This window comes from Ureibacillus chungkukjangi (assembly GCF_003217295.1).
Classification (GTDB): domain Bacteria; phylum Bacillota; class Bacilli; order Bacillales_A; family Planococcaceae; genus Ureibacillus; species Ureibacillus chungkukjangi.
Genome location: NZ_QJTJ01000013.1, coordinates 15,529 through 36,419, shown reverse-complemented (window position 1 = coordinate 36,419; position 20,891 = coordinate 15,529). Strand labels below are relative to the sequence as shown.

At 38.0% G+C, this 20,891-nt stretch carries 20 protein-coding genes and 1 tRNA gene; 19 read left to right on the top strand and 2 right to left on the bottom strand.

All coding sequences use genetic code 11. The features are described from left to right. Positions 1–5: 5 nt before the first annotated feature. The 7 genes from BJ095_RS10770 (at position 6) to BJ095_RS10740 (ending at position 6,720) form a co-directional block, all read left to right on the top strand. A complete protein-coding gene (locus tag BJ095_RS10770) occupies positions 6–1,529 on the top strand; it encodes a tetratricopeptide repeat protein (protein ID WP_107933664.1) in 1,524 nt (507 codons plus the stop codon). Positions 1,530–1,663: 134 nt separating this feature from the next. Continuing rightward, positions 1,664–2,611 carry a thioredoxin-disulfide reductase gene (trxB, locus tag BJ095_RS10765; RefSeq protein ID WP_107933663.1) on the top strand — a complete coding sequence of 316 codons (948 nt, stop codon included), beginning with the start codon at positions 1,664–1,666 and terminating at the stop codon, positions 2,609–2,611. A gap of 353 nt (positions 2,612–2,964) precedes the next feature. After that, the gene (locus BJ095_RS10760) at positions 2,965–3,432 is read left to right on the top strand and encodes an 8-oxo-dGTP diphosphatase (protein ID WP_107933661.1); all 468 of its coding nucleotides are present in this window, start codon (positions 2,965–2,967) and stop codon (positions 3,430–3,432) included. An 18-nt stretch (positions 3,433–3,450) separates the two neighbouring features. Continuing rightward, a complete protein-coding gene (gene rapZ / locus BJ095_RS10755) occupies positions 3,451–4,335 on the top strand; it encodes an RNase adapter RapZ (RefSeq protein ID WP_107933659.1) in 885 nt (294 codons plus the stop codon). 4 nt (positions 4,336–4,339) lie between these two features. Continuing rightward, a complete protein-coding gene (locus BJ095_RS10750) occupies positions 4,340–5,302 on the top strand; it encodes a gluconeogenesis factor YvcK family protein (protein ID WP_107933657.1) in 963 nt (320 codons plus the stop codon). A gap of 72 nt (positions 5,303–5,374) precedes the next feature. Further along, on the top strand, positions 5,375–6,319 hold the full coding sequence (whiA, locus tag BJ095_RS10745) for a DNA-binding protein WhiA (RefSeq protein WP_107933655.1): 945 nt from the start codon (positions 5,375–5,377) through the stop codon (positions 6,317–6,319). Positions 6,320–6,462: 143 nt separating this feature from the next. After that, positions 6,463–6,720, top strand: coding sequence for an HPr family phosphocarrier protein (locus tag BJ095_RS10740; protein WP_107933653.1), 258 nt, complete (start codon positions 6,463–6,465; stop codon positions 6,718–6,720). Positions 6,721–7,197: 477 nt separating this feature from the next. Here BJ095_RS10740 and clpP read toward each other — a convergent pair whose 3' ends face one another. Further along, on the bottom strand, positions 7,198–7,788 hold the full coding sequence (gene clpP, locus BJ095_RS10735; protein WP_107933651.1) for an ATP-dependent Clp endopeptidase proteolytic subunit ClpP: 591 nt from the start codon (positions 7,786–7,788) through the stop codon (positions 7,198–7,200). A gap of 420 nt (positions 7,789–8,208) precedes the next feature. On the opposite strand from clpP, the gene BJ095_RS10730 reads away from it, so the two are divergent. The 4 genes from BJ095_RS10730 to BJ095_RS10715 all read left to right on the top strand — a co-directional run bounded on the left by BJ095_RS10730 (position 8,209) and on the right by BJ095_RS10715 (position 11,031). Further along, positions 8,209–8,283 (top strand) — tRNA-Arg (locus BJ095_RS10730). Positions 8,284–8,791: 508 nt separating this feature from the next. Further along, positions 8,792–9,586, top strand: a complete 795-nt coding sequence (locus BJ095_RS10725) for a basic amino acid ABC transporter substrate-binding protein (RefSeq protein WP_107933785.1) — start codon at positions 8,792–8,794, stop codon at positions 9,584–9,586. An 18-nt stretch (positions 9,587–9,604) separates the two neighbouring features. After that, on the top strand, positions 9,605–10,312 hold the full coding sequence (locus BJ095_RS10720; RefSeq protein ID WP_107933649.1) for an amino acid ABC transporter permease: 708 nt from the start codon (positions 9,605–9,607) through the stop codon (positions 10,310–10,312). Beyond that, entirely contained in the window at positions 10,309–11,031 is a 723-nt protein-coding gene (locus BJ095_RS10715) for an amino acid ABC transporter ATP-binding protein (RefSeq protein WP_107933647.1), read from the top strand. The genes BJ095_RS10720 and BJ095_RS10715 overlap by 4 nt, the downstream gene beginning before the upstream one ends. Before the next feature lie 62 nt (positions 11,032–11,093). Here BJ095_RS10715 and BJ095_RS10710 read toward each other — a convergent pair whose 3' ends face one another. Further along, the gene (locus tag BJ095_RS10710; protein ID WP_181418046.1) at positions 11,094–11,714 is read right to left on the bottom strand and encodes a spore coat protein; all 621 of its coding nucleotides are present in this window, start codon (positions 11,712–11,714) and stop codon (positions 11,094–11,096) included. Positions 11,715–11,841: 127 nt separating this feature from the next. Here BJ095_RS10710 and BJ095_RS10705 point away from each other — a divergent pair, with 127 nt between their 5' ends. The 8 genes from BJ095_RS10705 to BJ095_RS10670 all read left to right on the top strand — a co-directional run bounded on the left by BJ095_RS10705 (position 11,842) and on the right by BJ095_RS10670 (position 20,833). Next, positions 11,842–12,075, top strand: a complete 234-nt coding sequence (locus BJ095_RS10705) for a glutaredoxin family protein (RefSeq protein WP_107933645.1) — start codon at positions 11,842–11,844, stop codon at positions 12,073–12,075. Positions 12,076–12,226: 151 nt separating this feature from the next. Next, complete coding sequence (locus tag BJ095_RS10700) at positions 12,227–13,258, top strand: sugar-binding transcriptional regulator (protein ID WP_235867640.1); 1,032 nt, start codon at positions 12,227–12,229, stop codon at positions 13,256–13,258. Positions 13,259–13,377: 119 nt separating this feature from the next. Then, on the top strand, positions 13,378–14,382 hold the full coding sequence (gene gap / locus BJ095_RS10695; RefSeq protein WP_107933644.1) for a type I glyceraldehyde-3-phosphate dehydrogenase: 1,005 nt from the start codon (positions 13,378–13,380) through the stop codon (positions 14,380–14,382). 294 nt (positions 14,383–14,676) lie between these two features. Continuing rightward, complete coding sequence (locus BJ095_RS10690; protein WP_107933642.1) at positions 14,677–15,861, top strand: phosphoglycerate kinase; 1,185 nt, start codon at positions 14,677–14,679, stop codon at positions 15,859–15,861. 14 nt (positions 15,862–15,875) lie between these two features. Then, entirely contained in the window at positions 15,876–16,631 is a 756-nt protein-coding gene (gene tpiA, locus BJ095_RS10685; RefSeq protein WP_107933640.1) for a triose-phosphate isomerase, read from the top strand. 69 nt (positions 16,632–16,700) lie between these two features. After that, a complete protein-coding gene (gpmI, locus tag BJ095_RS10680; protein ID WP_107933638.1) occupies positions 16,701–18,233 on the top strand; it encodes a 2,3-bisphosphoglycerate-independent phosphoglycerate mutase in 1,533 nt (510 codons plus the stop codon). A 91-nt stretch (positions 18,234–18,324) separates the two neighbouring features. Next, the gene (gene eno / locus BJ095_RS10675; protein WP_107933636.1) at positions 18,325–19,617 is read left to right on the top strand and encodes a phosphopyruvate hydratase; all 1,293 of its coding nucleotides are present in this window, start codon (positions 18,325–18,327) and stop codon (positions 19,615–19,617) included. Between the two features lie 580 nt (positions 19,618–20,197). Then, positions 20,198–20,833, top strand: coding sequence for a LysE family translocator (locus BJ095_RS10670; RefSeq protein WP_107933634.1), 636 nt, complete (start codon positions 20,198–20,200; stop codon positions 20,831–20,833). The last annotated feature ends 58 nt before the right edge of the window (positions 20,834–20,891 follow it).

Genomic DNA, 20,891 nt, shown 5'->3' with positions numbered 1-20,891 from the left:
GTACTTTGGAAAATCAACGTCAAAAAGAAAAACTTAATAATGTTGTATCGTTTATTCCAAACGGTGAGTATTATTTTAATAAAGCGCTCAAAGCCATGGATAAAGACCAAATGGATAAAGCGTATAAATATATGAAGAGAGCAGCCGAACTAAGTCCAGATGATGCTCATGTGTTGATGCAGTTGGGGATTTTGGAAATGGAGGCTCAAAATTTTGAGAAGGCGTATGAATTGATTCATACTGCTTATAGCATAGAGCCAAGTGAACCAGAGCACGTCTTTTTTTTGGCGGAGGTTTCAGGCTGTATCGGGATGATTCGTGATGCTCAAAAGTATGCAGAAATGTATCTTGAGATGGAGCCGGACGGAATGTATGTTGATGAGGCCGAGGAAATTATTGAATTTGTTCAATATGAAGACGATGAGGAAGAGCCATTAAATGAGGAAGACTCTGAAAAATTAGTCGCTCAGGAAAAAGCGCGTCGCTTGATGGAAAACGGTCAATTTAACCAGGCAATTGAAGTGCTTGAGCAGTTAATTGAACGCTTCCCTGACTTATGGCCAGCCTACAATAATTTAGCCTTAGCTTATTTTTATATAGAAGAAGCAGAGCAAGCAAAAGCTTTGCTACACCAGGTTCTTCGTGAGAATTTAGGAAACTTACATGCAATTTGTAATTTAACAGTCATTGCATATTATGAGAAGGATGATCAGGAATTATCACAGCTCATTGACATGCTAAAGAAAATCAATCCCTATGACTGGGAAAACCGCTATAAGCTAGGGGCGACATTAGCTTTAATCGGTGAGTACGAAATGGCTTATAAATGGCTTCAAAGCATGAAGAAAAAAGGCTTTGCCGGAGACACTGGCTTTTACTTTTGGTTAGCACAAGCTGCATATTTTAGTGGTCATGTTGAAGAAGGTAAGCAAGCATGGAAAATCCTTGTCGATCTTGACCCATCAAAGGACGGGTTTGAGCCGTGGATAGATGTGGAAAAGGAAACAGACGAGGAATCCTTAGAAAATAACCGTGAATTTATCATCGAAAAGATTGTAAGTAAATATAGTACTCACCGCATGTTTGGATTTTTCCTATTAAGTAAGTCAGCTTATAAGCAAGAGATTATTGCACATCCTAAGCTTATCGATCTTACAAAATATAGTGGGGTTGAAAAACTATGCTTAGCCTATGCACTTGGACATGAATTTGATGAAGTAAATGAAATGGAAAAGCATTTTGTCCGTTCCATGGAAGTGGCAGAGGAGCTTTATAAAAGCACAGCCACAATCACGTTAGAAGTCCAATATCTATTCCAAATGTGGTTTGTGTTAAGTGAACGTGCATTAAAGGCTGAATACCAATTTAAAAATATCAAAGCATTGGCAGCGGCGGTAGAGTATATGTTCTTTTCAACTATTAATAGTAAAAAGGTGACAAAAAAGCACTATGCACTTAAGTTCGGTATATCAACTGCAACCTTAACGAAGTATGTTGAAGAGTTAATCGAATATCTTCCATTTGATTAGTAAGCAATAAAGTTGAAGTTACGAACAGATTGTCCTAGGATTAAAAAGATAAAATATACTTAAGCGCGTTTTAGTATATTCAAGATAAATAGAAGCGAATATACAAACGCTTTTTCTATGGGGAGGCTTTTTAAATGGCTGAAGAAAAAATTTATGACGTAATAATAATCGGTGCAGGTCCTGCTGGAATGACGGCAGCTGTGTATGCTTCACGTGCGAATCTAGCTACTTTAATGATAGAGCGAGGAATTCCTGGTGGGCAAATGGCCAACACAGAAGAAGTTGAGAACTATCCTGGATTTGAAACAATTTTAGGCCCTGAGCTTTCAACTAAAATGTTCGAGCACGCCAAAAAATTCGGTGCAGAGTATGCTTATGGTGATGTAGCCGAAATTATTGACGGTGAAGAATATAAAGTGATCAAAGCTGGTTCGAAGGAATATAAAACACGTTCAATTATCCTAACAACAGGTGCAGAGTATAAAAAAATGGGTATTCCAGGCGAAAAAGAGCTTGGTGGACGCGGCGTAAGCTATTGTGCAGTTTGTGATGGCGCATTCTTCAAGCAAAAACACCTTGTTGTTGTAGGTGGAGGAGACTCGGCAGTTGAAGAAGGCGTATATTTAACTCGCTTTGCTGACAAAGTAACGATTGTACACCGTCGCGACAAGCTTCGTGCACAAAAAATTCTACAAGACCGTGCATTTGCAAATGAGAAAATCGATTTCATTTGGAATCACACAGTGAAAGAAATTAACGAAAAAGATGGCAAAGTTGGAAGTGTAACACTTGTTTCAACTGTTGATGATAGTGAGCAGGAATTCAAAACAGACGGAGTATTTGTCTATATCGGAATGGTACCATTAACAGCACCATTTAAAAACCTAGGTATTTTAAATGATAATGGCTATATCGTAACGAACGATAAAATGGAAACGTCAGTAAAAGGCATATTTGCTGCTGGTGATGTTCGCGATAAAATGCTTCGCCAAATTGTTACAGCAACAGGCGACGGTAGTATCGCAGCTCAAACTGCACAGCACTATGTAGAGGAACTTATTGAGAAAATTAACCAGAAGTAATATGGTTTTAACTTTTTTGTAACCTCCTTGCAATAAACATTAGCTATAATAGGGACATAAGCTTTAACCCCCCTTTTTTTAGTTTTTAGTTGCTTCCATCAATTTGGGAAGCAACTTTTTTTGTGGAAAAATTTAGCGGACGATGATTGATTTATCGGAAAATAACTTCTAAACTTTTCGGCTTTATGTCATAGCTTAGAAGATAGCCTGTGTGTTCTTAAGGTATACCAACTATCTTGAAACTTATGCTAAGTTCAATATCAAGATTAATCTAGGCTTTCCTATTACGCGAATGACTATTTGATAAGGTATAATACATATATAGGAGTAACAAAAGATTTGAGGTGGTTGTTATGCAACGAATAGCAAACTTATTAGCAATTCAAGATGGGAAGGTTCTACTTCTCCAAAAACCAAGAAGAGGTTGGTATGTTGCTCCAGGAGGTAAGATGGAAAGCGGCGAATCTATCTTTGAAGCGGCACAAAGAGAATTTAAAGAAGAGACAAACTTAACGCCAGAGAGTCCACATTTAAAAGGCGTCTATACAATGATTATCAAGGACGGCGAAGAAGTCGTTGATGAATGGATGCTCTATACATTTGTTACATATGGCGTTGAGGGAGAACCTTTTAAAGAAACGCGAGAAGGCGTCCTAGAATGGCACCCGATCGAAGCTCTTCACAAGCTGCCAATGGCTGAAGGCGATCGTAGAAACTTGTTATTTTCTGCCTTAGACAAAGGCATTCAATATGGTACATTTACTTATACAACAGAATTTGATTTAATAGATCAAAGGTTTCAAACGTCGAGCGAGACTTAAAAAAGGGGAGATGGTCACATGGGTAATGTTCAAGATTTTACACATGAGATAGTCATTATTACAGGAATGTCTGGAGCTGGAAAAACAGTTGCTGTTCAAAGCTTTGAGGATTTAGGATATTACTGCATTGATAATTTACCACCTGCATTATTAACAACATTTTTAGCGTTGATGAAGGAATCAGAACGTAATATTACTCAAATTGCAGCTGTAATGGATATGCGTGGAGGAGAATTTTTTGACTCCCTTATTGATGCCCTAGACATATTAGAAAAAGAAGCATATGTTAATACACGTGTGCTATTTTTAGATGCAGAAAATGAGGCACTTGTTCAACGCTATAAAGAAACGCGTAGATCCCATCCACTCGCACCACAGGGAGCCCCACTTGAAGGCATCAAAAAAGAAAGAGAAATGCTGAGTGAGCTAAAGGGTAGAGCCAAATTTGTTTACAACACATCTCAATTGAAACCAAGACAGCTAAGAGAACGTATTGGTAAAGAGTTTTCGATTTCTAGTAGCCCGAAATTCTCTATAAATGTGATGTCCTTTGGTTACAAAAATGGTGTGCCAATCGATGCAGACCTTGTTTTTGATGTTCGGTTTATAACAAATCCGTACTACGTGGAAGAGCTGCGTCCAAAAACGGGCCTACAAGAAGAGGTATCTTCTTATGTATTAGCACAGGAAGAAGCCCAAGAGTTAATCGTAAAGCTAACTGACTTGTTTAAATTTATGATTCCACAATATATTAATGAGGGAAAATCCCAGCTGGTAATTGCTTTTGGTTGTACAGGTGGGCAGCATCGTTCCGTAACGTTAGCTGAATACTATGGAAAGCTATTTAGTGATAGCTATCAAACGGCAATTACTCACCGAGATATCAATCGCAGAAAGGATTGACAGCATGAAGAAACAAAAAACGAATATTGTAGTTATAGGAGGGGGGACTGGTCTTTCTACGATGTTGCGCGGATTGAAAAACTATCCATTCGACATTACTGCAATTGTTACAGTTGCAGATGATGGAGGATCCTCAGGTCGCCTTCGTGATGACTACGATATTCCGCCACCTGGTGATATTCGGAATGTAATTGCCGCATTATCTGATACAGAGCCATTAGTTGAGCAAATGTTTCAGTATCGATTTTCCGAGTCAGATGACTTAGGTGGTCATTCTTTAGGAAATTTAATGCTAACTGCTTTAACTGATATTACAGGTGATTTTAGCCATGCAATCGCAGAAATGAGTAAAGTATTAAAGGTACATGGAAAAGTAATCCCGGCAGCAAATAAGAAAATCGCTTTGCACGCGGAATTATTAGATGGCTCTATTATTGAAGGGGAGTCGAAAATTCCTAATTCTAAAAAGCCGATCAAACGTGTCTTTTTAGTTCCAGGTGATGTGAAACCGCTTCCCGAAGCAATTCGTGCAATTGAAAAGGCTGATTTAATTCTAGTGGGGCCAGGAAGCTTATATACTAGTATTATTCCTAATTTAATAGTAAAACAAATTGGTAGAGCACTAGTTAGAGCAAAAGCGAAAAGAATTTACATTTGCAATCTCATGACACAGCAAGGTGAGACCTTGAACTATAGAGCTACAGATCATGTTCAGGCAATTTATGATCATGTAGGAAAACCATGCCTTGATGCTATCTTGGTCAATGATATAGAATTGCCATCACCTATTAAAGAAAACTATAAAGAAGAGAATGCTGAGCCAGTGCTGTTTGATATCGAAAAGCTAGAAAATATGGGTCTTGAAGTCATAAAAAAAGAAATCGCCACGATACAATCTGGCGTCGTTCGCCATGAGTCAAATAAAATTGCTAAGTGGCTTAGTGAATATACACTGACGAGAATGTAAAAAACATACAAGGTTCTACGGTTTGAATGTGTGGTATGATAGTTTTCATACATAGTGAAAGGGGGGAAAAAGATGTCATTTGCTTCCGAAACGAAAAAGGAATTAACGCAACTAGAAACAGACGATAATTGTTTAAGAGCAGAGGTATCTGCACTTATTCGTATGAATGGAACATTATCCTTTACAAATAGACAGCTCAGTCTAGATGTACAGACTGAAAATGCTGCAATTGCAAGAAGGCTTTATACAATTGTAAAAAAACTATATCCATATAATGTGGAATTACTAGTTCGAAAAAAAATGCGCTTAAAGAAAAATAATGTTTACATTTGCCGTGTTCGTGACGGTGCTCGTGAAATATTAGCAGATTTAGATATTTTATCTGAGGATTTTCAGCTAAATCATTCTCTCTCTACTTCATTGCTTTCAAATAGAGATCAGAAGAGAGCTTATTTACGTGGTGCGTTTTTAGCAGGTGGCTCTGTAAACAACCCTGAAACTTCAGCGTATCATCTAGAGATTTATTCACTATATAAAGAGCATGGTGAAGCATTAGCGGATTTGATGAACAAATTCAACTTAAATGCCAAAACCATTGAACGTAAAAAAGGGTTTGTAACTTATTTAAAAGAAGCTGAAAAAATTTCGGATTTTATGGGGATAGTTGGGGCTGTACAAGCTATGCTAAAATTCGAGGACGTTCGAATTTTGCGTGACATGCGAAACAGTGTAAACCGTATCGTAAACTGTGAAACCGCCAATTTAAACAAAACAATCGGTGCAGCTATTCGTCAGGTCGAGAATATTCGCTTTATAGAAAACTCGATTGGTCTTGACCAGCTACCGGAAAAGCTAAGAGAAATTGCTCGGCTTCGAGTTGAATATCAGGATGTTACACTAAAAGAGCTTGGTGAAATGGTATCTACAGGTGCAGTAAGTAAGTCAGGAGTCAACCATCGATTACGTAAAATCGATGAAATTGCAGACAGTCTAAGACGTGGAGAAACCATTAAATAACACTCGGAAATTAGTGAATATTCATGAAAAATCCAAATTTTACTGAAGTTTTCAAAAATTGTAGGATTCTATCATTGTTCTTTTCATACAATTTAGATAAGATAAATGTATATAGATGAACGGTTTGAAAGGGAGTATCAAAAATGGTTGAAACCAATGTGGAAGTGAAATTAAAATCTGGTTTGCAGGCGAGACAAGCAGCATTGTTTGTTCAAGAGGCCAATCGCTTCAAATCAGAAGTGTACTTACAAAAGGATGAGAAAAAAGTAAACGCAAAGTCTATTATGGGTATTATGAGTTTAGCCATAGCAAGAGGAACAACGATTACTCTAATCGCTGATGGTAAAGACGAACAAGAAGCTGTAGAAGGACTAGTTTCACTTATTCAAAGAGAAGAATAAGCTATCATCATTTGTAAACGCTCGCAAACTTTTGGGATCTCACAACAATGAGATTCCTTTTTTTCTAAGCTCTGTTTTGATACATGGTGATTTTAAGCGCTGATGAGAGGGGATTCTAGGTGAAAGTAGGAGAACCTTTTAGATGTGGTATAAGAGGAAAAGTTCCTGTTAATTATTCTGATAGCCTTTTAGGTGGGGATATAAGAGGAAAATTTTCCGCTAATTAGTATGAAAGCCTTTTAAAAGCAGATATAAGAGGAAAAAGTTCGATTATCTGCTAAAAACTAGAGGAAATCTAATGATTTAACCACTATAAGCGGAAAAACTCCCGCTATTTAAAAGAAAATACGAGTAATTACCAATTTAAGAGGAATTTTTCCCTTTATTTCTCATACAAAGAAAAATCAACATTCAGTTTTAGCAAACAGAGCAAAAAAATAGTGAGGAGGAAATGAATCCTCTTCACCATTAATGTTTTTATTTATCTTCAACACGATTAATAATTTGGTCGATTAAACCGTATTCTTTTGCATTTTCAGCAGTCATGAAATTATCACGATCAGTATCTTTAGAAATGCGGTCGATTGGTTGACCAGTACGATCAGATAAGATTTGGTTTAATTTATCACGTAAGAATAAAATGCGTTTTGCAGCAATTTCAATTTCAGTAGCTTGACCTTGAGCTCCACCAAGTGGTTGGTGAATCATTACTTCTGCATTTGGTAAAGCAAAACGTTTACCTGGTTCACCAGCAGCAAGTAAGAAAGCACCCATTGATGCAGCCATACCGATACAAATTGTTGAAACTTGTGGTTTAATAAATTGCATTGTATCGTAAATTGCCATACCAGCTGTAATTGATCCACCTGGTGAGTTGATGTATAAAGAAATATCTTTATCTGGATCTTCTGCTGCTAGGAATAATAATTGGGCAACAATAGAGTTTGCCACATTATCATCGATAGCACTACCTAGTAAAATGATGCGGTCTTTTAGAAGACGAGAATAAATGTCATATGCACGTTCTCCGCGGCTTGTTTGTTCAATAACTGTAGGAATTAAATTCATTGTAAATCCTCCTTAAAAAGATTTATTCGTTAACTTGGTGCTAAAAGAATTCCTTTTAGCTGTACACATATCATACACAGAATAGTCAAGGAAGGTCAAATATAAAACACTGTCCTTTACTAAAATATTGCAGTATGTATCCGCTATTATTCTATGACTTAATTATTAAATAAGAAGTAAAGCATAGAAGTTAATATTTCTACCCTATTTATCGAAAAAATCTGATGAAAAACTGCACAAAACAGACACAATATAATCAAATATATCTTCAATTTAATAGTTGAATTACGTTGTATACATTTGTATAATAGAAAAGTCGTATTTTACAATCGGCGTTATGTCCTAAAGCATTATCAGTTATGTAAATGAAGAACAATTTCTATTTTCAAAAGCGTTACGAGTAAGTTTCTATTATAAGATGTCCTCGTGGTGTAATGGATAACACAGAAGATTCCGGTTCTTCCGCTGGGGGTTCGATTCCCTCCGAGGGCGCCATTTTACTGCTTCAACTATGATTTTAATAAGGTAGACCTTCCATGGATCTATTAGCTTAGCAGCCTGATAGAATCCAGAGGGAATGAAAAATACGGGATAAAATGCAATTACTGTACCAATTCATTTTATCCCAAATTCATTCTCTTTAAACTAATATTACCAATCTTTTCATATAAAATTTTTATGAGTTATGATCAAGTGTTTTAGTTTAAGGTTTGAAAACATAAAGAAAAAGAACAACCCGAAAAAGTGTAACTAAACTTTTCGGGTTGTTTTTTTGTGTGGAGAAGGAAAACCTAGCTTCGAAATTGGCTTCAGTTATATTCACTAATCCCCATATCCTCCATAACTCACATATCTATGTAACATTCTGTAATTTTATTAGAAAATTTTATGTTGTTTAAATATTGCGAAGTTTATATAATTGTAAATATATTTTCTGATTTTATGAATAATCTGAATTATAGAATTAGAAAGATAAATAGAGTACGGGGGGGAATTATCAGTGTTGAAAAAGAAAAAATTATTTTCATTAATTACACCCATTGCTGCGGCTTCCATTATTTTAGCTGCATGTGGAGCATCAGAAACAGGGACAAATGGTTCAGCAAGTGAGGATGGAGAAGGAACTACTACACTAAAAGTTGGGACAGATGCTGCCTATGCACCATTTGAATCCTTTGATGACAAAGGAAATATCGTTGGTATTGATGTGGATGTTGTGAATGCCATCGGTGAAGAATTGGGCGTTGAATTTGAAATCAACAATGTAGGTTGGGATCCTTTATTCCAACAATTGATCAACAGCGAAGTGGATTTAGGTATTTCTGCCATTACAATTACTGAAGAACGTCAGGAAACTTATGATTTCACAGAGCCTTATTACGAAGCTACACAATTAATCGTAACAAAGGAAGAATCTGATATTGAATCTCTACAAGATATAGCTGATAAAAAGATCGGTGTTCAAATGAATACTACAGGACATTTTGCAGCTCAAGACTTACAAGGGAAAACTAGTGCAAATATTAAACCTTACGAAACTACACCGGTTGCTATTCAAGAGCTTATCAACGGTACTGTTGATGCTGTAATCGGCGATAACGCAGTAATTATTGAATATATAAAAAATAATCCAGAATCGAAACTAAAATCTATTGAAGATGATAGCTTTGAAAAAGAATACTATGGACTAATGGTTAAAAAAGGGAATAAAGAAGTGCTGGATATTTTAAATGAAGGAATCCAAAAGCTGAAGGAAAGCGGAAAGTTAGCTGAAATTACAGGGCAAGAAATCGAATAATTAGATGGAGGGTTTCAGATGGACTTCTTAGATATGCGTTGGGATTTGATCTGGGACTACCGTGAGTTTTTTATCAATGGTATTTGGGTGACGATCGTATTAACAATTTGCGGTTATATTGGTGGAATCATTTTTGGGGTATTTCTCGGTTTAGGAAAGACATCAAAGAGAAAGTGGCTCTATTGGCCATGTAAGCTCTATGTTGATCTATTCCGTGGTACCCCAATGCTTGTTCAGATTTTAATCATCCATTTGGCATTAATACCCACGGTTTTCGGTCAATCATTTGGCTTTATGGTTTCGGGGATTACGGCCCTTATTTTAAATAGTGCGGCCTATAATGCGGAAATTATCCGTGCAGGGATTGAATCGATTGATAAGGGACAAATGGAGGCTGCACGTTCCCTTGGTCTAACACATGGGCAAGCGATGCGAAGAGTCATTTTGCCACAAGCAATTCGTCGAATGATTCCACCGTTAGGAAACGAATTTATCGCGTTATTGAAGGATTCTTCTTTAGTAACAGTTATTGCAGCAAATGATATTTTATATGCAGCAAAAATAGTCTCAGGTGCACATTTCCGTTTCTGGGAGCCATACTTAGTAGCTGCAGTTCTATACTTACTATTAACCTTTATTATTACGAAACTAGTAGCATTCATTGAAAGACGCTTTAGCATCGATTACAATCCGCGAAAAAAGCGAGAAGGGCGGGTTGATGTATGATTAAAGTAGAGAACCTACATAAATCCTTTGGGAAATTAGATGTTTTAAAAGGGATTAACTATGAAGTTCGTGAAAAAGAAGTAGTTTGCGTGATTGGTCCTTCGGGTTCTGGTAAGAGTACGTTTTTACGATGTATAAATTTACTAGAGGAAATTACAGATGGAGCGATCTATATCGAAGGTGTTCAAGTCAATGATTCTAAAACAGACATCAACTTAATACGCACTGAGGTTGGAATGGTGTTCCAGCAGTTTAATTTGTTTCCGCATATGACGGTCATTGAAAATATTACAATGGCTCCGATGTTTATTCGAAAGCTTTCAAAAAGTGAAGCAGAAAACTTAGCTTTAGAATTGTTGGATAAGGTAGGACTTCGGGAAAAGGCGTATAACTATCCACAGCAGCTTTCAGGTGGGCAGCAGCAACGTGTAGCAATTGCTCGTGCCCTTGCTATGAAGCCGAAAGTGATGCTATTTGACGAACCAACATCTGCATTAGATCCTGAAATGGTTAAAGAAGTGTTGGATGTTATGAAGCAATTAGCGCATGAGGGAATGACGATGGTAGTTGTAACTCATGAAATGGGATTTGCTCGCGAGGTAGCAGATCGAGTAGTGTTTATGGATGGTGGCTATATTGTAGAGCAAGGCCAACCAGAAAAACTTTTCGATGCTCCGCAAAACGAGCGAACGAAAGCATTTTTAGGGAAAATATTGTAAAATCGAAAAGGATCCATTTGATGCAAGATTACATCAAATGGATCCTTTTGTTTTTATCTAACTTAGTTAGGCATATCCTTAGCTTTTTCAGCTTGTCCATACATATTTAACATTGTTTGCATGTCAGCTGGTGAAAGCTGTGGTACTTGGTAGTAGCCTTTTTTGTTTTGGTAAAGAGATAACTCGTATGCCATTTCAATACAGTTTTGAATGGAGTCCTGTAAAACACGACGAACAACTGGGTTTGTCGATTCAAGTGCTGCAGTTGTTTTACCTGTAGCTCCCATTTTGTGAGCGTTCATCAAGAAACCTGAAATAATACCGTCATTAATTTCGTTAGCTGACGTCATTGGTTTTTTAGGCTGGCTCGGTGTTAAACCATAGTTTGTATCATTGCCCATTTGCATTTTGTAAGAGCGAGTAGGGTGACTTGGATCTTGTCCAGTTTTGAAGCATTCAGCCGTAATATTATACTCGTCTAGCATGAATGCATATTGTCTGTCCAAAATATTTAGAAGCTCTTGGTCCTGTACATGAGGACGGAAGAAGATAAATGTATTCATTCCACCGATTGCAGCACTTAGTACCTCATGAACGTCCATTACTTCATGTGCACCATGATTCATTGAAAGAGGCATATTTCCTTGAGTTGCTTGAGGTTCATTCATGAATTGATTGTCCATTGTAGTATTCCTCCCAGATTTTAGTGTACAAAAACGTACGAAATTAGTTTGTGTAGTTGTAAGTTGATTATTCGGTAGAATTTTGCGATTCTAAGGAGGAAGAATTTAGTCGGAGGAATTATTTATTATGAGGGTAAATTATTATTCAAGACCAGGCTGTTCATTATGTGAAGAGGGATTACTGACTTTAAAGCTTCTTCAAAGCGATTTTCCCTTTGAAATTGACGTCATAAATATAGAAGAAAATGAAGCTTTACATGAGAAATACATGTTAATGATTCCTGTTGTTGAAAAAAATGGGGCAATAATTCAGTATGGGAACCTTGACTACGTCACTCTTTATGAAGCATTCCAACCTTAGAATTGGGATGCTTTAAAAAAATAATCAAAATATTTGTAGAATATCGCGTAAAATTGTATACTCTAAGAGTAGAATATTTTTTTAAGTTAAGTGGGACAATAAATATATAATGGGACAAAATTGAACCCGCTGAAAGTTGTAGGTGTGTTTCTTGAATAATGAAAGTCAAAAGGAAGCTGTTCACTTGCTTGTGCCTGAGCTATCGTCAATCATCCAGCAACGTTATCGAATTCTACAAACAATTGCTGTAGCTGGTCCGATTGGTCGAAGGATGATTTTAGATACATTGAATATTTCAGAACGTACAGTTCGCAATGAAATAACGATTTTAAATGATCAACAACTAATTGAAACGTCACAAAAAGGTATGATTTGTACCAATAAAGGGTATGAAATACTTGAAGAACTAAAAGAAACCTTCCAGGAAGCTTCAGGACTTAGTTTAAAGGAAAAGAAGCTAGCCCAAATTTTAGATATTAAGAAGGTAATAATAGTTCCTGGTGATGTAAATATTGAAAGTAGTACTACACAGCTATTAGGTAAAGAAGCCAGCGAATACTTAACCGCTGTTGCTAAAAAAGACAACACAGTCGCAATTACAGGTGGCAGCACTGTCGCTGCATTAACAAGCTTTTTGTCTCCTACAAAATCGCTTAGTGCACTCACATTTATTGCAGCACGTGGAAGTCTGGGGAATGAAATGAACCTACAAGCAAACACGCTTGTATCACAATTTGCGTCAAAATGTGGTGCTGAGTTTCGTACCTTATACTTGCCAGAAAACCTAAGTGAAAATGCCTTCGCTACAATGGTTAAAGAGCCGATGGTAAAGGAAGTACTCGACTTCTATGACGATATTGATATTGTCATTCATGGCATAGGGTCAGCTAACGAAATGGCACATAGGAGAAACTCCAATGAAGCCATCATCAATATGTTAAATGAAAAAAATGCAGTAGGAGAAGCATTTGGTTATTATTTTGACGAAACAGGCGAAATAATATACCGAATCAATACCATTGGGATTCAGCTCGAGCAGGTCAAGCAAAGCCCGCACATAGTAGCTGTTGCTGGTGGATCACTTAAGGCAAAAGCAATTCAAGCCTATTTCAAGATTGATGGTACAAAGCAAACAGTCCTTATTACTGATGAAGGGGCAGCTAATGCCATTTTAGAAAAATAGATTAATGCTTAGAAAAAGTGAATTTATTTTATGGATAATTAATTTTCTTGTAGGCAAAACTGTAAGCGGCTTGAATGAAATTTTAAATAGAAAAATTTATTTATTTGGAGGAAATTGACATGGCAATTAAAATTGCAATTAACGGATTTGGACGTATTGGACGATTAGTTTTTCGTGAGGCAATTAAAAATAGTGAGTTTGAAGTGGTAGCAGTTAATGACTTATCAGATGCTCATCAGCTTGCGCATCTTTTAAAATATGATTCTGTTCATGGAGTTTATGATGCAGATGTACAATCAGAGGACGATGCATTTATCGTTGATGGTGTTAGAGTTCAAGTATTCTCTGAAAAAGACCCAGCAAAATTACCATGGGGCGAGCTTGATATTGATGTAGCGATTGAATCGACAGGTCGTTTCCGTTCAATGGAAGAGGTATCAAAGCATGTTGAGGCTGGTGCGAAAAAAGCGATTCTTTCAGCTCCTGCACAAGGTGAAATGCCGACTTATGTAATGGGTGTTAACCATACACAATACCAGGCATCAGAAAATGTGATTTCAAATGCGTCTTGTACAACAAACTGTTTATCACCAGTTGCTAAGGTTTTAGATGAGAAATTCGGTATTAAACGTGGGTTGATGACAACAATTCATTCATATACAAATGACCAACGTATTCTAGACTTCCCACATAGCGATCCAAGACGTGCCCGTGCTGGTGCTGTATCGATGATTCCTACAACTACAGGTGCTGCAGTTGCGGTTTCAAAAGTACTTCCTCAGTTAAAAGGGAAATTAGATGGCTTCTCTATGCGTGTTCCAACACCGAACGTATCATGTGTTGACCTTGTTGTAGAGCTAAACGCTTCTTCTGTTACTGTAGAAGATATCAATAGTGTATTAAAAGAAGCAGCAGCAGGAGAGCTTAAAGGCATTCTTGACTACAATGAATTACCTTTAGTTTCTATCGACTATAACGGAAACCCTCATTCATCAACTGTAGATGGTTTATCGACAATGGTATTAGATAATAATATGGTGAAGGTACTTGCTTGGTATGATAACGAAGTTGGCTATTCAAACCGTTTAATGGACTTAGCTTCTTACATTACAAATAAGCAATAATTAGACTGTAAATGAATGTGTCATACTGTTTCTCATTAAGTAACACAATGTGGTTATTTGTTATGACATATTTAGCTTTATGTAAGTAAAAAGTATAGCCTTTATAATGGGTAACCTTTATAATAATGGAGGGTAAAGGAAGCGATGGATAAAACTACCCATCGCTTTTTTTACGATATGGTATATATAAGATAGTAGTAAGAAGAGGAGACGCTTTTTCTTACTGCAAGCTAAAAATAGTATATAGTTAACAAAAAAGTGAAATAGTCACTATTTGAAGGAGGGTTTTCTTCAATGTTTTTAAAGAAGACGATGAATGATGTTGAAGTAAAAGGAAAGCGAGTATTTGTACGAGTGGATTTCAATGTACCGATGGAAAACGGTGAAATCACAGATGACACACGAATTCGTGCAGCGGTACCAACGATTAAACAACTGGTAGAGTCAGGAGCTAAGGTAATCTTAGCCTCACATTTAGGTCGTCCAAAAGGCGAAGTAAATGAAGAGATGCGCTTAACTCAAGTGGGTCAACATCTATCAAAGCTAATTGGTAAAGAAGTGAACAAATTAGACGAATCCATTGGTACAAATGTAGAAAATGCGGTTGCAGCTATGCAGGAAGGCGACATTGTCTTATTAGAAAATGTTCGATTCCATAAAGGTGAAGAGAAAAACGACGAAGAGTTATCGAAATCTTTCGCGAAATTAGCAGATCTTTATGTGAATGATGCATTTGGGGCAGCACATCGCGCACATGCTTCAACTGAAGGAATCGCAAAACATATCCCAGCAGTTTCGGGCTTATTAATAGAAAAGGAATTAGATGTATTAGGAAAAGCATTATCTAATCCTGAAAGACCATTTACGGCAATTATTGGTGGTGCAAAGGTTAAGGACAAAATCGGTGTAATCGATAACCTTTTAGACAAAGTAGATCACTTAATCATCGGTGGCGGCCTTTCATTTACATTCATCAAAGCTCAAGGACATGCAATTGGTAAGTCATTGCTTGAAGAAGATAAGATTGAGCTTGCACAAAGTTTTATCGAAAAAGCAAAGGAAAAAGGCGTACAGCTGCATATGCCAATTGATGCTGTAGTTGCAAACGAATTTTCAAAGGATGCTGAAACAAAGGTTGTTGCTATCGAAGAAATCCCTGAAGACTGGATGGGTCTAGATATTGGTCCAAAAACAGCCGAGCATTATGCTTCAATCATTAAAGACTCGAAGCTAATCATCTGGAATGGTCCAATGGGTGTATTTGAAATGGACAAATTCGCTAATGGTACGAAAACAGTAGCACAAGCTATGGCAGAAACGGATGGCTATACAATCATTGGTGGCGGAGATTCAGCAGCAGCTGTAGAGAAATTCGAGGTTGCAAGCCGTATGGATCACATCTCAACAGGTGGAGGAGCTTCACTTGAACTAATGGAGGGTAAAGAACTTCCAGGAATTGTAGCACTTAACGATAAATAAGGAGGCGTTTTTACATGCGTAAACCTATCATCGCTGGAAACTGGAAAATGTTTAAAACATTTGACGAGGCAATAGAATTTGCAGAAATCGTACGCGAAAAAGTCCCATCAGAAGAAAAAGTGGATGCAGTAATCTGTGCCCCTGCTTTATACCTACCAACTTTAGTAGATATTGCGTTGGAGACGGATTTAGCCATTGGAGCCCAAAATATGCACTATGAAAATGAAGGTGCCTTTACTGGAGAAATCAGCCCTTCACAGCTTGCTTCTATCAATGTGGACTATGTTATTTTAGGCCATTCTGAGCGTCGTGAATATTTCAATGAAACAGACGAAGCAGTAAATAAAAAAGTGAGAGCGGCACTGATCAACGGAATTGTTCCGATTATCTGCTGTGGCGAAACACTCGAAGAACGCGAAGCTGGTAAAACAGAGGAGAGGGTTGCGTCTCAAGTAACGGCTGCACTTGAAGGTTTTACACCAGAAGAAGTGAATCATATGGTCATTGCCTATGAGCCAATTTGGGCAATCGGCACTGGAAAAACTGCAACTGCAGATGATGCGAATGCCGTGTGCGGTAAAATTCGTGAGGTTGTTGAAGGACTTTACGGAAGCGAAACAGCTGAAAGTATTCGTATTCAATATGGCGGCAGTGTGAAGCCAGAAAACATTGAAGAATTACTTTCAAAAGACCATATTGATGGTGCCCTAGTAGGTGGAGCAAGCTTGAATATCGATTCTTATTTAGCATTATTAGATAAGGCTCAGTAATAAGTGGGCTTGTGAAGATTTGAGCTTCACGAGTCAAACTGGATTATAACTATTGGAGGCGAGGAACGGATGCCTAAACAACCGGTTGCATTAATAATTTTAGATGGCTTCGCCTTTCGTGATGAAACATTCGGAAACGCGGTAGCACAAAGTAAAAAGCCAAATTTCGATCGTTACTGGGCACAGTTTCCCCATTCTACATTAACTGCTAGTGGAGAAGCTGTAGGTCTTCCAGATGGTCAAATGGGGAACTCTGAGGTTGGACACTTAAACATTGGTGCTGGACGAATTGTGTATCAAAGCTTAACACGTATCCATAAATCGATTCGTGATGGCGAATTTTATAAAAATGAAAAGTTTTTAGCTGCTATAGAGCATGCCAAAGCCAATAACTCGAAGCTTCATTTAATGGGCTTATTATCAGACGGTGGCGTTCATAGTCATTATGAGCACCTATTTGCCTTACTGAAATTAGCAGAGGCCAATGGATTAGAAGAAGTGTATGTACATGGCTTTTTAGATGGAAGAGATGTAGGTCCGACAACAGCTCTTAAATATGTTGAGGAAACTCAAAAACAAATGAAGGAAATTGGTGTCGGGAAGTTTGCCTCCATCCATGGTCGCTATTATGCAATGGACCGCGACAAGCGCTGGGAACGTGTTCAGTTAACGTATAACGCCCTAGTTGACGGTATCGGGCACACAGCAGCATCTGCCAAAATCGGGGTTGAGTCTTCTTATGAAAGAGATGTAAAGGATGAATTTGTCATTCCTTTTGTCATTACTGAGGAAGGGAAGCCCGTTGCAACAGTTGATACAAATGATGCGGTAGTTTTCTTTAATTTCCGACCAGACCGTGCCATCCAGCTTTCAACAGTCTTTACAAATGATCGATTTATCGGCTTTAAGCTTTCTGAAAAGCATCCTACAAATTTAAAATTTGTATCGTTCACACATTATAGTGCAGATGTAAATGCAGAAGTGGCGTTTGAAAATGTTGATTTAGTTAATACTGTCGGTGAAATGATTTCAAGAGAGGGTCTAACGCAGCTTCGCATTGCCGAAACTGAAAAATATCCCCATGTAACCTTCTTTATGAGTGGTGGACGAGAAGAAACGTTCCCAGGTGAAGAACGGATTTTGATTGCGTCACCTAAGGTTGCTACATATGATTTAAAACCTGAGATGAGTGCTTATGAGCTAACAGATGCATTAGTTGCTGAAATCGAGGCCGATAAATTCGATGCCATTATTTTAAACTTTGCTAATCCAGATATGGTTGGTCATAGTGGTATGCTCGAACCAACCATTAAAGCGATTGAAGCGGTAGATGAATGCTTAGGAAGAGTCGTTGATGCACTTCTTGCTAAGGGTGGAGCAGCGATTATTACAGCTGACCACGGAAATTCAGATGAGGTCGTGACTGTAGAGGGAGAGCCGATGACTGCCCATACAACGAATCCAGTGCCTGTTATCGTGACTAAGACTGGTATTACGATAAGAGATGGTGGGATTTTAGCAGATCTAGCTCCAACTATGTTAAAATTACTAAATGTAAAACAACCACAGGAAATGACAGGTAAACCACTCTTTGACAAGTAAGGGAACCTGATTTTAAGCCATTGCGTTAAGTAAAATTAACATGGTGTTTAAAAGAGTTACTAACAAATTTCAAATATAAAGGAGATTTATTATGCCATTCATTACACAAGTTTACGCTCGCGAAGTATTAGATTCACGTGGAAATCCAACAGTTGAGGTAGAAGTATTTACTGAGTCAGGTGCATTTGGCCGTGCAATCGTACCATCTGGTGCATCAACTGGTGAATATGAAGCAGTAGAATTACGTGATGGCGACAAATCTCGCTATCTTGGTAAAGGTGTTTTAACAGCAGTAGAAAACGTAAACACAATTATTGCTGAAGAATTAGAGGGCAACTACTCAGTTTTAGACCAAGTTGTAATCGATAGAGCCTTAATCGAATTAGACGGTACGGAAAACAAAGGGAAATTAGGAGCTAACGCAATTCTTGGTGTTTCTTTAGCTGTTGCTCATGCAGCAGCAGACTACCTGGATATTCCTTTATACCAATACCTTGGTGGAGTTAACGCAAAACAATTACCTGTGCCAATGATGAACATCTTAAACGGTGGTGCTCACGCTGATAACAACGTGGACATTCAAGAATTCATGGTAATGCCTGTTGGAGCTGAGTCTTTCCGCCACGCTCTACGCATCGGTGCTGAAATCTTCCATAGCTTAAAAGCAGTATTAAAGGAAAAAGGCTACAACACTGCAGTAGGTGACGAAGGTGGTTTCGCTCCTAACTTAGGCTCAAACGAGGAAGCAATCACTGTAATTTTAGAAGCAATCGAAAAAGCTGGCTACAAACCAGGTGAAGAAGTGCAGCTTGCAATGGACGTTGCATCTTCTGAGCTATTCAACAAAGAAGATCGCAAATACCACTTAGATGGTGAAGGTGTTGTAAAAACTTCTGAAGAAATGGTTGCTTGGTATGAAGAGTTAACTTCAAAATACCCAATCATCTCAATTGAAGATGGATTAGACGAAAACGACTGGGATGGCCACAAATTACTAACTGAACGCATCGGTAACCGAGTTCAATTAGTAGGTGACGACCTATTCGTAACAAATACAAACAAGCTTTCTCAAGGTATCGAGCAAGGTGTAGGAAACTCAATCCTTATCAAAGTTAACCAAATCGGTACTTTAACAGAAACATTCGATGCCATCGAAATGGCAAAACGCGCGGGCTACACTGCTGTCATCTCTCACCGCTCTGGTGAATCAGAAGACGCAACAATCGCTGACATCGCAGTAGCAACAAACGCTGGTCAAATCAAAACAGGTGCCCCATCACGCACAGACCGCGTTGCAAAATACAACCAGCTTCTTCGCATCGAAGATCAACTAGCTCAAACTAGCCAGTATCTTGGGTTGAAAACTTTCTATAACTTACGTTAATCTGTAATTTTATGACCACCTGATTCTGTAATGGAATCGGGTGGTTTTTATGTTTGGGAAGAGTGTAAGTAGATGGGAAAGTTCGGCAGAAGGATGATGAAGCATTTTGGGAGTGGTATTGGCAAGAGAGGTACATCGTGAGGGGAGGAAATGCATGGTGCAGGAATAGTAGGCTTGAGATGCAGTTCATAAGCGGGATGAACTGCATGGTAGAGAGAAATTATGCTTGAGATGCACTTCATAAGTAGAATGAAGTGCATGGTGGAGCAAAATTAGGCTTGGGATGTAGTTCATAAGTGGGATGAAGTGCATGGTGGAGAGAAATTAGACTTGGGTTGCCCTTCATAAGCGGAATGAACGGCATTCCCGGAGCAAACTAAGCTCAAGATGCCCTTCATAAGCGAGATGAACTACACCCCGAAGCAAAACTAAGCCCCAAGCAGCTACACTACATAAACACATTCATCCACCTCAACGGCATCTAAATTCCCCCCAGTCCCCTATCAATATTCTGTCTTTAATTTCTGTATTGCTTTCTGAATAATCGAATATTAATATGGAAGGTAGGAGGGGATTGTAAATGTTTGGGATTGTAAATTATGAAGTGTTTTTAGTTGCAGCAATACTGCTGATTTTAACTCCCGGTACGGATACGATGTATATAATCAGTCGAAGTATTTCACAAGGTAGGATGGCAGGGATATATTCCGCGTTAGGCATTTCTGCTGGGGTAGTGGTACATACGCTACTGGCGGCATTTGGACTATCCGTCATTTTAATGCAATCTGCCCTTTTGTTTAATGTAGTCAAAATTGCTGGTGCGATCTATCTTGCATATTTAGGCATAAAGCTAATAGTTTCAAAGAATGAGAAAGAAAATGCGCAGGAAATGCCAATTCATAGTAATAAAAAAATATTCCTCCAAGGGATGTTAACAAATGTTATGAATCCAAAGGTGGCTTTGTTTTTCTTAGCCTTTCTTCCACAGTTTATTAATACGAATTCGGGGATTTCGAGCCCCACACCGTTTATTATTTTAGGCGTTACTTATACATTGGTTGGAGGAATTTGGTGCACCATCACGGCTTATTTCTCATCAATGGCTACCAACAAATTACGAAGCAGCACAAAAGCATCCATGATTTTAAACAAAGTAACAGGATTTGTTTTTATCGCAATGGGTATTAAAATTCTACAAACGAAGCCATCAGCTTAAGGTAAACTTCTAGTCATCTAACAAAATGCTTCTGGCTAGGATTAAAGGGGGGATTATC